Raw genomic sequence first — 14,220 nt, forward strand, 5'->3', positions numbered from 1 at the left:
CGAATGAGTAAGACTCTCACGGTCGCCGAGCACCTTGCCAATCGCTTCGATTTCACCCGCATCGTCGTATGGCACGATCTCGACAGCGGCTACGCTGCCGGGATCGACGCGCTCGTACCGAGCGACGTGACGGTACTGCGAATCGTCGATAACGAATTCGCAGTCAAACATCGGGTGCTGCGGCAAGAACCGACAGTGAAGTTCTTGATCTACCGATCCGGCAGCGTGCCCGAAGGTGCCGGGAACTGGTTGCTCGACATCGAACTCGCCTACGGCCCCGTGTTCACCGCAGACCGTGGCGCGTTGATGCGGGTCGACCTCGGACTCACAGCACCAGGCTCCGACGAGTTGATTGCCAGGTATCAGTCGTTCTTCAATGACGCGAATCTGGTGGCGAGGCTTAGATCGTTGCCGCCCGTCGGCGGCGACCTGACGGTGGTGCAGGCGCAGATGTGCGCCGTCCTTCTGAACCAGAAGGAACACAGCTTCTCCGAACTCACCCGCACGCTGCTGATACAGCACGCCGACGGCGAAACCGCCGGATTCGATGCGTTTACCTCCCACGGCCTGGCGGACTTCTACTGGACTGGAGCTTCCGGCATCTACGGGTTCACCTCTCAGACGCCGACGATGGCAGGTTTCGTGCTGTGGATGTTTCAGCGCGCGGTCGACGGGTTCGCAGTCGCCGAGTCGAACAAGGCACGAAACTTGTCGCTCGACTTCCGCGGTTTCCGTGACTCCAAGCGCAGCAGTGCAGCGATGAAATCGCTGGCCCGAACCGTCGAGGGCAATCTCGACTACACCGATCACATGAGTGAGATTGGTTGGGAGACACTGAAGGACACGGACATCTTCGACGCCGGCGAGCGTGAGGTGATCCGACGCCTGGTGGAGGGGATCAGTGCGCAGACGATGCCGTATCGGGACATCACCGATGCGATCAGCGCAAGACGTCGTGACAGTTTCTGGTTCGACGACTACGCGACCCTGTATGAAGGGCTGAGCGCCGCAGCCGAACTGATTCCGGCGATCCGGAACGCCGTGTTCGACTTCAGCAGCTTCGACGAGGGACTGACACGGTATCGCGATGAGTGGTTCCGCATCGACCAGCGCTATCGCCAGTTCACCCAGGCGTACCTCACCGCTGAGTTCAAGCAGCCGATCGAGGCACTGGCAGACCTGGTCGAAAATGCCTATGTCACCAATTTTCTGGCTCCGCTCGGAGTGGCATGGCAACAGCAAGTCGATACGGTCACGCAGTGGCGCACCATTAATACGACCTCGCAAACCTCGTTCTACGACCACTACGTCGCCCCGAGCCTCACCGGTCGCAAGAAGGCCGTTGTGATCGTCTCCGACGCACTGCGCTACGAGGTTGCCGACGAGCTGAGTACCAGGATCCGCGGAGAGAACAAGTTCTCCGCCACCATCGAAGCCATGCTCGGCGTCCTGCCCTCGTATACCCAACTCGGGATGGCAGCACTGCTCCCACACACCACGCTGGCACATTCCTCAGACGGCGACCCGGTGCTGGTCGACGGGCAGAAGTCCGACGGTACCGCGAACCGCAGCAAGATCCTCAATGCAGTCGGCGGGACGGCGATCCAGGCGAGAGATTTCATCGAGATGAAGCCGTCCGAACGCCGCGACCTGTACTCGTCGAATCAAGTGCTGTACGTCTACCACGACACGATCGATGCGACCGGGGACAAAGCCGTCTCCGAACACCGAACCTTCACGGCGGCAGCGGACGCGGTCCGCGAACTGATCGACATCGTCAAGAAGCTCGCGAGCGCGAACGCGACGAACATCATCGTCACCGCCGATCACGGGTTCCTCTATCAGCGTTCCAAGCTGGCTGAGCAGTTCAACCAGACGGTGAAACCGCAGGGCGAGCAGATCGTGAAGTCAACGCGCCGCTACGTGCTGGGGCGAGGATTGAAGAAGGACGCAGCGTTCACAACTTTTCAGTCCGACCAGGTGGGATTGTCGAGCGACCTGGAAGTGCAGATCCCGAATTCGATCCAGCGGATCGTGCAGCCCGGAGCCGGATACCAGTTCGTGCACGGCGGCGCCTCCCTGCAGGAGATCGTGGTGCCGGTGATCCAGATCAACAAGAGGCGCATCGACACCGTCGAGCCGGTGAACGTCGACATCCACCCCGAGTCAGATCGGATCACCACGGGGCAGATCGTCGTCAAGCTGTACCAGTCGGCGAAGGTGGAGCCGCACAAACCTGCGCGGCGGCTGCGTGCCGGGCTGTACTTCGGAGACATACTGATCTCCAACGAGCAGGAGATGACCTTCGACTCGAGCAGTGATGCTGGACGTGATCGGTTCCAAAGCGTGACACTGCTTCTCGGTAGGAACGCGGACGAGGCCAACAACCACAGCGTCGAATTCCGGCTCTCGGAGCCGATCGAGGGCACCGATCAGTGGAAGAAGTACAAGAGCGCGCCGTACACGGTCAAACGTGCCTTCGCCAGTGACGATGGATGGGATTTCTGATGAGTGACCACATCGACCTGACAGAGGTGGCCCTCCGCGAGCAGACTCCCGCGCAGGATCCTGCTAGTGCTGTGGCCGAGCTGACAGCGTTGGACCGCAAGATCAACGCGCATTTCCCGGGTGCTGTCGTGCGCAAGGACCTCGTCAAGACGGTCAAAGGCAACGCGATCGTGCCGTCGTACGTGCTGGAGTACCTGCTCGGGCAGTTCGCCGCGTCCGACGACGAGGCGACGATCCAGGAGGGCATCGAGAAGGTGCGCCGGATCCTTGCCGAGCACTACGTGCACCGCAACGAGTCGGAGCTGGTGAAGTCGAAGATTCGCGAGAAGGGTCGCTTCCGGATCATCGACCGGGTCAGCGTGACATTGAACGAGAAGGACGACGTCTATCAGGCGACGTTCGCGAACGTCGGCATCAGCGGGGTGCTCGTGGATTCGAGCACGGTGACCGCGAACCAGAAACTGCTGGTGGGCGGCGTGTGGTGCCTGTGCGACATCGAGTACTTGCACAGTGACGACACCCGTGCGGTGCCCTGGATTCTGGGTCGATTGCAGCCGATCCAGATGTCGAGTTTCGACTACGCCGGGTACCTCGAGGCCCGAGCCGAGTTCACCACCGATGAATGGATAGACCTTCTGATCCAGTCAATCGGCTTCAACCCCGAGATGTTCGGACGACGCGCGAAACTACTTCAGTTGATCCGGCTGATCCCGTTTGTGGAGCGCAACTACAACCTTGTCGAATTGGGCCCGAAGGGCACCGGCAAATCACACATCTACTCTGAGTTCTCGCCCCACGGCATGTTGATCTCCGGCGGTGAGATCACCGTGCCGAAACTGTTCGTGAACAACGCCAACGGGAAGATCGGCCTCGTCGGCTACTGGGACGTCGTCGCGTTCGACGAGTTCGCGGGCAAGAAGAAGCGCACCGACAAGGCGCTGGTCGACATCATGAAGAACTACATGGCGAACAAGTCCTTCTCTCGCGGTGTCGAGACGCTCGGCGCGGAGGCGTCGATGGTGTTCGTCGGCAACACCTCGCACACCGTTCCGTACATGCTCAAACACTCCGACCTCTTCGACGAGCTCCCCGAGAGCTACCACGACTCGGCCTACCTCGACCGCCTGCATTTCTACATCCCTGGTTGGGAAATCGACACGATCCGCGGCGAGATGTTCTCCAGCGGTTACGGTTTCGTTGTCGACTACATCGCCGAAGTCCTCAAGTCGATGCGAAATCTCGACTACTCCGATCGTTACCAGCAGTACTACACACTCGGCTCCGACATCTCCACTCGCGACCGAGACGGCATCCACAAGACCTTCTCCGGTCTGATGAAGCTGCTCTACCCGCACGAGCAGGCCACCGCCCAGGAGATCGAAGAGATCTTGCGCTTCGCGATCGAGGGCCGCAAGCGCGTCAAGGACCAGATCCTGCGCATGGACGCCACTATGGCAACGGTGAAGTTCGGGTACCAATCGCTCGCGGGTGAGTGGACCGCTGTCACGACATTGGAGGAAGACGAGTACCCCCGGCACTACTACCGCGATCGACCGGACGCTGTCGAGGAGATCGCGGACCTTGTCGGTTCGGCCCAACCCGTGGCGGGTGCGGCCGGCTCGGAGAAGGCGGTCGTTTCCGTCCCGGTGAAGGAGGAGTTGTATCAAGGGCACCGGGATTTCGTCGAGAATCAACGCGGGGTCTCCTACGAAACGCTCCTTATGCCGTACTTGCGCGGCGCGTCCGAGATCGAGTTGCACGACCCGTACATCCGGATGAATCACCAGGGTCGGAATCTGGTCGAGTTACTGGCCTTGATCGCCTCGACCAAAGACCCCGCTGACGAGGTGACATTTAAGCTCTTCACCCTGCTCGAAACCGACCTTGAGTATCAGAAGAGGCAGTTGCAGATGATTGGTCAGATCATTCAGGGGGCTGCTCAACAGGGCATCAAGCTTGAGGTGGCTAAGGACCCGGGCGGTCATGATCGCTGGATCCGCACGGACAACGGATGGCGAATCAATCTCGGCCGGGGCCTCGACATCTTTCAGAAGCAAGAAGGCGGTTGGTTCGACTTCGGCAGTACGCGGCAGGAGTTCCGTCAGGTCAGGGCATTTGGCGTGACGTATATCCGGGAAGCGAATTGACGGCGGGCGTCGACGGACGTGAACCTGCCGACGTCGATGAGGACGGAACGAGCGGCATCAAGCGTCGTTGACAGCAATTCCGTGATGGTTACCTCGGCGTTGCCCTTCCACGGAATGGTGATGGTCGATTGAAATCTCCACATCGGAGCTTCTACGGTCATTCGTCCTCATTCTCGTTCGCCGGGCAGCGTCGATTTTAGATTTGCTGCTATGACTGGCGCCGCCGTGCAGCATGAGTCGGTCACGGGTGCGGTCACGGGTGCGGTCGCGAAGGGGCGAAAAGAACCCTTTACGGACCAGAATCGAATCGGCCAACGACAGTGTCGGTCTGAGGGTAAGCGATCGCTCTCAATTTTCGGGTTAACCTGCGTGGGCAAACCCGCGCGAAAGGCGTCGACATGGACATGATCAGTCATCCAGAGATCAGGTACGTTGTGCCGCCGGTTGACATGAACGGGGTGGCGACAGGCCAAGCGCCCCGAAAGCGGCATGACCTGGATTGCGGACATTTCAAATTCGATGACGGCACGGTTCTTGGCACACCACAGCTGGCTACCGAAGCGCAGATGCGAAATGTGCCTCCCTGCCGGGACTGTGTGAGCAGAACGTCCTCCGGCGAACGCGAATCGCAGGCACGAGGCTCAGCCGGCCCCACTGGCCCGCTGTGCCCGACCTGCTTTATATCCACACCCCTCGACGGCACATGCGATACCTGCGACTGAGAACTTAGGGGGAGCCGATGGACGCATTGAAGATTCGGTCCTGCCGTTATCTCGTCCCTCACATCTGGATCGCCCAAATGTAGACACGTTTTCCCTGATCCAGTGCGGGGTTCCACATACCTCGAAGGAATCCGTGACTGGTCACCGGAGACTCGCACGACATTGAATTCGATGAAGGCACAGGACGATATTCCGACGGTACCTCATCGAAATCATGGGCCACCGTGGGTCCGCATGACGTCAGATGGGCCTCGGTGCGAAGATTTTCCGCGCGGGCGCGCGAACTCGACTCGATGACCAGGTATGCGCTCGAGTCGGGAAAGGAACTGTAGTTCTCGGCGTACAAGATCGTGTCGTCATCTGTCAGATGTAAGCCGAGGTTCGTTGCCAGCGACTCTGCGGCATTCGCGGCTGATCGTGTGCTCACCCACCGATAGAGCGAAGGGCCACCCATTGCCAGAGCCAGCGCTCCGATGACGACAACGGCAATGCACGCCCACTGTCGCCTGGGTATCGAATGAGATCCGTGTGGCTGATCGCCGGCCGACATCCTCATTCGTGGATGTACTTCACGTTCGATTCCTTGTTCTTCTTCTCCAGATAGGCGCCGAGCATCCAGATGAGGTTATCGGCGCGTGAGTAGTTGCCGTCCGGCGTGATCGCAACTCCGACCAATGAGTACCTCAGGAAGTACTTGAGTGATCGGTTCTTGCTGCCGATCAACGCACAGAGACGATCAACGTCCTCTTCTACCGTTTCCCTGATTTCGGGAACCCACAGCCCGAGAAGTCTGGTGATGTGGCGGTCGGGTTTGAAACCATTCCAATGCAGGTTGCGAAGAAATTCGCTGGCGAGCGGATACCCCATACCCGGTAGGTCCCGTTCGCGGTGCGTCATCCGAACGAGGCCGCTGTCGAGATGCTTTTCGCCGGGCCACCGGCGTGGGGGTGAGATCAGGTAGCCGGCGAGGACCATCATCAGATGCTGGTTGCCGAGCTGATAGCCGGCTTCCTCTGCGAGGGCGACGAAGGCGCGCGCGATTCCGAGGACCTGGTCGTAGTAATTGGGATGATCGGTCAGCAGCTTCGCCCAGCGGACGATCGCTTTTGCATCGCCGGCGCCCCCTGCCCGCTCAAATGCTCGCGGAGATCGGCGAGCGTCAACGTCCCGTCGAGGACGGCGGTGTGCGTTTTTTCGGGGTCGAAGTCGTAGAGAAGTCCTTCGAGGTGCCGGTCACGGACCTTGACGAAACTCGCCCAGTTCCGGGAGTTGCTACCGAGGGCGTTGACTGCAGCTTTGAAGACCCTGCTGGTTGCTGTACGTCTGAGCGAGGGGGTTATCCATCGCTTCTTGATCGAGATAGCGCACCGCGTAGTCGAGGAACCTTGACGATGTGGCGGCATCTGTCGGGAGGCTGTAATCCCTCTCGATCCTCGCCCTGACCTTGTAGTTCGAGAACAACCGTTCACCGACCAGGTCGTAGTCCAACTTCTTCACCATTAGCTCCTCATCGCACGGACCGGATTGCGCTAGAGAGCCGCTTTGGCTTGCCGACGTCCCGTCCACTGTGGATCGGTCGGTGCGGCGGATTGGTTACCGCCTGGATCTTCCGAGCCTTCGCCGATATCGGTCTGGTCCTGTTTCACACACTCCAGCGGAAGCTGCCCATAACGTGCGGACCGAATGCCAGCGATCAGGGATCGGTCATCGTCAGGTCGCACTGGCGCCATTGTGAGCACGAGCCGCCGTCCGTACCCGAGCCGCTGACCTTCGAGAACGCCTGTGGTGTTGGGTGTGCGGTGACGGCGGTCCAATTCTTTCCGACGCCTTTGCCCACGTTCTTTCCGACGCCTTTTCTTACGCCGTGATAGTCGAAGGTCTTCCGATCCCTGTTCAACAGTGGCTCACTGACAACGGACGGAATTGGTGCCGTCCCTCTTGTGCCTGGACCACCGATGAGGCGGCTGAATGATTTCCACCGGCAACTATGGCAGTCGGAGGTCGTGCTCTACACGAAAACTCGCGGTGATTCGGCCTATCTCGGCCTACGCCGCCGACGCGGCGATCTATCGACTGTCCTGTGTGACCCCTGACCGGTAGGAGAGATCCTGCAAGAAAGCGCTTTTCGAGAAGATCGAAACAACACCGCCGGATCCGGCGATAAGGTACTCGATCAGAGACTATCGACCGCTCCGCGGCATCTCGAAATCCTTGACAAAAGGAGCAGCCTTGGCACCCCAGTACGCCCCCAAGTTGAAAGAAAAAGTTGCCGAGAAGTGGGTGGCGAACTTGCGGGGGCAGCTCTTTCCTGGTGAGGAAATCTGGGCCTTGTCGAAAACCAATCAAGTCCGGCCCGTGCTGGACGGACTCGCAATCACCAATGCCCGTGTCATGGCATTCAGCAGCATCGACGTAGCTACCCGCGGACCCCGAGTCGCTGTCGACGCCGACAATATTTCCCGGTTCGAGTTCGTCAAGAAGATGACAGGGAAGCAACTCCACGTCACCGATCTCGCTCAGCAGGTGCATCAGTTCGGCGCGATCGCTGACGCGGACATCGACTTCGTCAGTCACTACGTCCACCATCTGGCGTCGGTGGGTTTCCCTCCCGGGATGCGTGAGACTCTTCGAGCCCGCGATGCTGCCGCCACCGAAAACGTACGCGCACGCGACGCCGGACGATTCGACGTCGAAATTATCGGTGCGCCGCTCAAGGACGTCGCGTGGCGAACCATAGACGAGCACACGGCCCCAGACGAATTGCCCTGGTTCGTCATCAACTCCGGGTCCGCAGGGATCCTCGCTGCATTCGAAGACCGTCTCATCATTGCGAAAGTCGGCGGCATGGCCGGCTTCATGACCGGATCCATGGGTGGTGGACGAGTTACCACCTTCCCCTACTCGGACATCACCAACATCGAATACAACAGCGGGATGATGAGCGGTGTTCTCGAAGTGCTCACCCCGAGCTACCAGGGAACCGCGAATCACGACTACTGGAGATCGGCCGGCACCAGCCGCAACAAGGCCGGGGAGAGTCCCTTCACTCTGTCGAACTGCCTGCCTCTCCCCAAAGCGCAGCACAAACTGGCTCTTCCTCGCCTCACCGAACTTCAGAGGAAAATCATCGACTACAAGCGCCCGACATTCCACGTACAGCACAGCCCCGGTGCTATCGCCGCGGCGCCTTCGACAAGTCTGGCGGAAGAACTCCACAACCTCGCCGATCTCCATCATCAAGGCATCCTCGACGCCGCCGAATTCGCGGCAGCAAAACAAGCAACCATCGCCCGCCACTCGAACTCATAACCGCCGCAGAACAGCGCGCTGCGAGATGGATTGTTCAGATACCTCTGACGCCCGTCGTTTCATAACTTTGATTCATTTTTCGAGCTTGAACATGACCACACCTGAAGTAGAGGGCAATATCTGTGACTTCCCACCACGATCCGAAGATGCCCGCCTCCCCTGATCCACGTGACCCGATCGGCTCGTCGAGGTCGGGAAGCAACCCGTCCTCACACAACAACTTCCAGCATCTGTGGGATACACCAATAGATTCCGAATCGGCTGGCAACGCTGGTCCGAAGGCGAATCCGGGCTGGTATACCGATCACGACTCCCACGTGCTCAGGTGGTGGGACGGAACAGCGTGGTCGTCGCACACCGCGCCCCTCGATGCCGCGCCCACACGTCCCCAGATGCGTCCAACACCGACCTCTCACGAACGTGGGCCTATACATCGGCATTGGACGACGGTCTCTGTCATGTCAATCGCACTGATACTGATGGCGCTGTCCCTGGGGGCGGTCTTCATCGCATTGGGGCAGATCGTCAGGGGCACCAGCACCCAAGGCACCTACATCCGGCTCGGCATATTTCCATTTGTCGCCGCTGCCTGCGGCTTCTTCCTCTACGTGAAGTCACGCACGAAGGCCCGACACGATCCACTCGGCCCGGCCGCGGGGCGGGCAACGCATGTACGCACTCTCGCCATCGGATCAGCGGGCGTACTCGTGGCCGGTGCCGTGTTCGCCAGCCTTGCACTGTCATCAGAAGATAAGAACAGTGACACCAGGGACTCCACTGCATCCGTGGCCGCAATCGACGACAACGCGATTTACGGAAGTGCCGAGGATTGGTTGCGAGCGGTGTGCGCGCCGGGAAAATTCTTCGACGGAACCACGATCGCCGGTGCGACTGGTGGCGCCACTGGTGGCGCGACATGCATCACCACCGGTAGCAAGACCATTTTCATTCTCGAATACGACTCGAACTTCAAGATGCAGAACGACCTCGTGGCCTACCACATGCGTTTCTATGCCTCGAGTGTCAATGAGAGCGGACGAATCACGGTCTTCGCCGTCAACAACCAAAATACAGGACGAGCATTAAGCCCTCTTGAATCATTCGGCTTCAAGATTCGTACAGTCTCGTAAGCTCGCGCCCAGATCAGAGAGACTCAGGCGGCAGCCCCGAAGCGTTAAAGCCGATTATTTCGCCGTCTTCGCCGCAAAATCCATGATCGTCTTCGCCGTCACCGGTGCGACATATGGACGACACGCGGCTGCTGAAACCCGGTTCGAGCTTCAGTCAACCCGGCGGCATCGGATGTAACGCCATAAGCAAGTAATAGGAAAAGAATGTATGCGGGAAGTGTTGCCCGTACAGCGAAAGGCTCCGGATGATTCCACTTATTGCCCCTGTTCAACCTTCTGCGCATCCAAAACGGCGAAGCCATCAGACCGTATTGGTCGCGGGCACGGTCGCGGTTGCTGCCTGTGTGGTAGCTGGATGTGGGCTGCCCGACGACGACACACCACGCGAACTCGCATGCGAATGGGGAATCGCGTTGGATGCGAAGGACTTCACCGATAAACGAGTCGACATGCCACTTCCCCCGCATGTTATCGAGCGTTTCGTGGTCGAAGAGAACACTGCGGATGCGATCGTTTTCCGAGTTACGTATGACGAATTTCCGCCACCGAACAATCCACCGAATGAACAATTCATCCTGAAGCCGTTAACGACGGTATCGATCCTACTGGGGAAAGACGAGGAACTCGACTCGATAAAAAACAACTTCTACCGAGTCGAGATTCCCATCGAGGACGGAGATCTGTATCAGAGCGACGAGGGCAACGCGTTCGACGTCAAACCTCAAAACACCACAGTGCAGCAAGACGGCAACGACCTTGTAGTCTCCATCGATCCGACAGAATTCCCGGGCCTGGCGGCGGGGAAGAAGTTTCCCATCCATGCGACGACCAGCTTCGCCGGCGATGGTATCGAAAAAAGACCAGGACCTACGAAGGTGAACTGGCAGAACTGCGGGTAGCGGATCGACGAATTATCAGAATCGCCGCAACTCCTGTGTGATCCGTCTCCTATCGCGCTACCCGACCTTCCTCCGTGCCGATAACTTAGATTATGTCAGATGAACTGCGAGAGATGCTGCACAGCAATGGTTTACGATGTCACGGGGATCTCGATCGCTACCAAGTCGAGTCCCGTAGCCACCGCTGAGTGATGCGCTGGTCGATGTCCTTTTTATCGGCGTTTACCCGTTCCGGGCAGACCGCCGGAAACGACGGAGCGGATCCCTCCGGCCGGGGCCGGCCTTCCGCAATGCGGAACTTTCTTCGCAACAGGAAGAGGCTTCGGACCTAGCCGCACGTACAACTGCCGGCGCAGTCGACGAGCTTCGGCAACCAGTTCGCGCTCACGCTCGGAGAGTGGACGAGCAGATGCGACGTCGGTCGCCGTTCGTAAGAACTGCTCCACCTGCTTCAACTCGGCACGTGCAACCCTCTGGCGTTTGCTTTCACTTGGCGGCTCTACCGAATTTTGCTTCTTCCGTCGTCGGCCCATATCGGATGCTCTCATACCTCTCTGACACCTTGGGCCAGCTTGCATTGCGTATAGCTGCGCCGGCATCGCGAGAAGTATCAAATCAATTCGCCAATGCCGCAGGCGTATCGCGAAGGACGTTGACTTGCCAGCAGAAATGATGAAGGTGCGGCAAGGTAAGTTTTCGGCGAACTCAGTGGACCACTGATCAGAACGAGGAAGTGACGTACGTGGCTAAAGATGGTTGGGAATTTTGGCGGGTCAGCAATGCGTCGAGCGGCGCACTGGAATGGCTCGCCGTCACGCGACCGGGCGCACGCGCTGCGATCGACCGCGAAAAAGTGTGGACGCTGCTGCCGAAAAGCCGCATGTTCATCGCAAACTGGTTCCTGACCGCCGACTTCGGACGAGAAGACGACGCGAACGAATGGGTGTACGAGAACATCGACTCCACCGAAGCACGGGAGGTCGCACTGGAGGTACCGGAGCCATCGACCGCGATCGTGACCCGATTGACCCACCCCGAGTCGTCCCTGACACTGAATCAGATCGATCGGCACCCCGTGGACAAACTCCTAGGCAAGCGAGTAGCAGACAAACTCGAGAACCGTAACTGACCTACCGGCGAACCGTCCGCCGCGGACGAACCCCGGTCATTTACCGCCCATCACACCAAAATTCAGGAAGAGTGCGGTACCTCGTTGAAACATTCGACTTCCAGACCCGTACCGCCCCTCAGTCTCGTGATATCAGTGCAACTCTTGATATCAGTGCAAACCAACTGATGGTTTGATTTCTGAAATATTCCACGCTGACAATTCGGCTGTATCGAGGGCGGGATTGGTGGCGATTAAGCGAAGTCAGAACTGACTCCACCATGTGGCAAATGCGTTCCAGGCTGTGCTGACCCACCCCCAGACGGGAGGCATGACAAACAGGTCAGGTAAGTATCCGATCATCGTTGGTCTCCTCAGAGTGGATTCCGCCAGGCGGCCAGTGGCAGCAAGAATGCGTACCAGAACAGAACTTCTTCGGGAAAATCAGGTAGGCGTCCGATCATGCATCTCTCCTCCCCCCGACTTACTTCGTTCATCGCGCCTGATAGTGGTGCGTTACAGTGCCGGTTCTGGACAAGGGAAGTCTTCCGGCCAAAGAACACGCCACAGCGAAATCACCGCCCTACTCGGCGACAGGCGCACCTAGAGGTTCGGCCGTCAGGAACTAGGGACATCATCACTGTCGGACCCCGAACTATTCTTGGAACCGCGACGAGCAGCAGGTCGCCACTCTGACCTGACCGCAGCGAAAGCTGAAGTCCTGACCTGCACAAACCGTGCAGATCGGTCTACGTGGCGACCTAATCCTCATGACGACTGCTGGGCAGATCTGCCGCGAAACACGGTGGCGAGAACCCGCCAGTGCTTTGTTGTGAGGAGTGCCTCGCATGTCGTTGTCGGGGCACATCGCACCGTCGCCGCCCGCTCACTCCACCTGGTTTCGGCTGGAACAGCGGCGCATTCGAGATCGACGAGCACCGAAGAAGGTCTCGTGCTGTGCCCGCCGAGTACGAATGAGAGAGTACTCGACGGGTTCTGGCGGCTCGATCCAGCACAGAACCGGACCACTTCCGAGTGTCCTCTCTTTGCGGTGACCGCGGTGTGCCGGTTTCTTCGAGCGCTTCTCAGCCGAGTGAAACCATGAGGTCCGGCCTTGTGCAGGTTCTCACTGTGGACATGGGTAAGGAGTCCTTCCGCAACGATGTGAACCTTCTTGTTCATGTCAGGATGACGGCCGCGTTCATGTCAGGATGACGGCATGGACAGTGCAGAGGTCCCGTGTCGATCCTACGACCCGGATTTGTGGTTCTCGTCGGTCCGCAGCGAACTGTCGATTGCAATAGCGTTGTGCCGCAAATGCTCTCACCTTCATCAGTGTTTGACGGGTGCGCTCGACCGGCAGGAAGCGGCTGGGATCTGGGGTGGCCGACATATCGTCGAGGGGAAAATTGCGACCCTTCCGGGGACGGCACGCCGCTACTCCGCCGGACGGCTCCGGTTCCATGCCCCTTCGAAAGCGCCTTAGAGACCTCCGGACCAAGGGCAGCGTCCTTGTGAAGCACTAAGTCTGGCAACGCCACGAAGGTTGTCCCAGCAGTTGCCGGTGAACGCGCTCTACCGGTTCGGTCAGGGGACCGTCCAGGCACCACCACCGGGCTGAATCATCACTGCCGGATAATTCGGCGGCCCGGTCGGCACTGTGACGGCGGCGACCACGATGCCCGCCCCTGTCTGGGCCTCGACGCTCGGATATCCGAGGTACGCGATGCCCGCCGCTCCGGTGGAGATGTTTTGCCAGTGAATGAAGACGCAGCAGTAGCGGTCTGCGATGAATCGGGTGACGCCCGGCGCCGCCGGATCGGTACTGGCGGTGACGTACATGGCGCCCACAGAAGGGAGGCCGGTTGCAGTGACCGATGCCCCCACGACAGGAACGGGGAAGACGGTGTCGGTCGGTGCGGCAGCGGCAGGTTGTGGGCCGAAGAGCAGCGCGACCCCGATGCCGGCGACGATCGATGTTCGCTGTAAGCCATGGTGTGATCTCATCACGTACCCCTGTCTTTGGGATGGGATACCCGGCTTCAGCGCAGTTAACAGAGACGACGACCGGTAGAGGCTGCCACCGAAGTGGCGAGCGACGCAGAGCTGCCAAACTCACGATCTGGATCCACCTGACCGGCGGCCGGACACCTTCAGTGTCCCCCGAAATGAACTCCGCTGCGCTCCGTTCTGTGAAAAGCATTGATTGTTTTCACTTCTGACTTTCCGATTCTCGTCGGCGGTGACCTGCGCACAACCCCTGGCGGCGCAAGCGCCGGCCGGTGGCTCCGAGAAATTTTCGCCACTCGCACGCTCCCACCAAAATTTTCTCGGCCCGGGGGTGGCACTCCGGCCCTCATACCGACGCGATTCTCCTTTACCAGAAGGCGAAAAAAT

At 59.2% G+C, this 14,220-nt stretch carries 11 protein-coding genes and 1 pseudogene; 8 read left to right on the forward strand and 4 right to left on the reverse strand.

Annotated elements, in window-relative coordinates; all coding sequences use genetic code 11:
* Window positions 1-3: 3 nt before the first annotated feature.
* On the forward strand, window positions 4-2,508 hold the full coding sequence (gene pglZ / locus AC1Q6C_RS10165; RefSeq protein WP_492666594.1) for a BREX-1 system phosphatase PglZ type A: 2,505 nt from the start codon (window positions 4-6) through the stop codon (window positions 2,506-2,508).
* On the forward strand, window positions 2,508-4,655 hold the full coding sequence (brxL, locus tag AC1Q6C_RS10170; protein WP_492666595.1) for a BREX system Lon protease-like protein BrxL: 2,148 nt from the start codon (window positions 2,508-2,510) through the stop codon (window positions 4,653-4,655). The genes pglZ and brxL overlap by 1 nt, the downstream gene beginning before the upstream one ends.
* Here brxL and AC1Q6C_RS10175 read toward each other — a convergent pair.
* The 3 genes from AC1Q6C_RS10175 to AC1Q6C_RS10185 form a co-directional block, all read right to left on the reverse strand.
* Entirely contained in the window at window positions 4,610-4,816 is a 207-nt protein-coding gene (locus AC1Q6C_RS10175) for a hypothetical protein (protein ID WP_492666596.1), read from the reverse strand. The two genes, brxL and AC1Q6C_RS10175, sit on opposite strands and share 46 nt — an antisense overlap.
* Window positions 4,817-5,929: 1,113 nt before the next feature.
* Window positions 5,930-6,355 (reverse strand): hypothetical protein, encoded by a 426-nt coding sequence (locus tag AC1Q6C_RS10180; protein WP_492666597.1) that lies wholly within the window; start codon window positions 6,353-6,355, stop codon window positions 5,930-5,932.
* A gap of 98 nt (window positions 6,356-6,453) precedes the next feature.
* Window positions 6,454-6,780 (reverse strand): hypothetical protein, encoded by a 327-nt coding sequence (locus tag AC1Q6C_RS10185; RefSeq protein WP_492666598.1) that lies wholly within the window; start codon window positions 6,778-6,780, stop codon window positions 6,454-6,456.
* Window positions 6,781-7,606: 826 nt separating this feature from the next.
* Between AC1Q6C_RS10185 and AC1Q6C_RS10190 the strand changes: the two genes are divergently transcribed.
* From AC1Q6C_RS10190 to AC1Q6C_RS10215, 6 genes and pseudogenes are all read left to right on the forward strand, one after another.
* Complete coding sequence (locus AC1Q6C_RS10190; RefSeq protein ID WP_492666599.1) at window positions 7,607-8,686, forward strand: SHOCT domain-containing protein; 1,080 nt, start codon at window positions 7,607-7,609, stop codon at window positions 8,684-8,686.
* A 146-nt stretch (window positions 8,687-8,832) separates the two neighbouring features.
* Window positions 8,833-9,054 (forward strand): annotated as a pseudogene (locus tag AC1Q6C_RS10195) (DUF2510 domain-containing protein); the annotation flags it as partial.
* Between the two features lie 90 nt (window positions 9,055-9,144).
* Window positions 9,145-9,816: a hypothetical protein gene (locus AC1Q6C_RS10200; RefSeq protein ID WP_492666647.1), complete on the forward strand. Its 672-nt coding sequence runs from the start codon at window positions 9,145-9,147 to the stop codon at window positions 9,814-9,816.
* Window positions 9,817-10,061: 245 nt separating this feature from the next.
* Window positions 10,062-10,715, forward strand: coding sequence for a hypothetical protein (locus AC1Q6C_RS10205; RefSeq protein WP_492666600.1), 654 nt, complete (start codon window positions 10,062-10,064; stop codon window positions 10,713-10,715).
* Between the two features lie 742 nt (window positions 10,716-11,457).
* On the forward strand, window positions 11,458-11,844 hold the full coding sequence (locus AC1Q6C_RS10210; protein WP_064443455.1) for a hypothetical protein: 387 nt from the start codon (window positions 11,458-11,460) through the stop codon (window positions 11,842-11,844).
* Between the two features lie 1,198 nt (window positions 11,845-13,042).
* Window positions 13,043-13,309 carry a WhiB family transcriptional regulator gene (locus tag AC1Q6C_RS10215; protein WP_193594686.1) on the forward strand — a complete coding sequence of 89 codons (267 nt, stop codon included), beginning with the start codon at window positions 13,043-13,045 and terminating at the stop codon, window positions 13,307-13,309.
* A gap of 101 nt (window positions 13,310-13,410) precedes the next feature.
* Here AC1Q6C_RS10215 and AC1Q6C_RS10220 read toward each other — a convergent pair whose 3' ends face one another.
* Window positions 13,411-13,830, reverse strand: a complete 420-nt coding sequence (locus AC1Q6C_RS10220) for a hypothetical protein (RefSeq protein WP_193594685.1) — start codon at window positions 13,828-13,830, stop codon at window positions 13,411-13,413.
* Window positions 13,831-14,220: the final 390 nt, after the last annotated feature.

It is taken from the genome of Rhodococcus sp. MT28 (assembly GCF_058792695.1).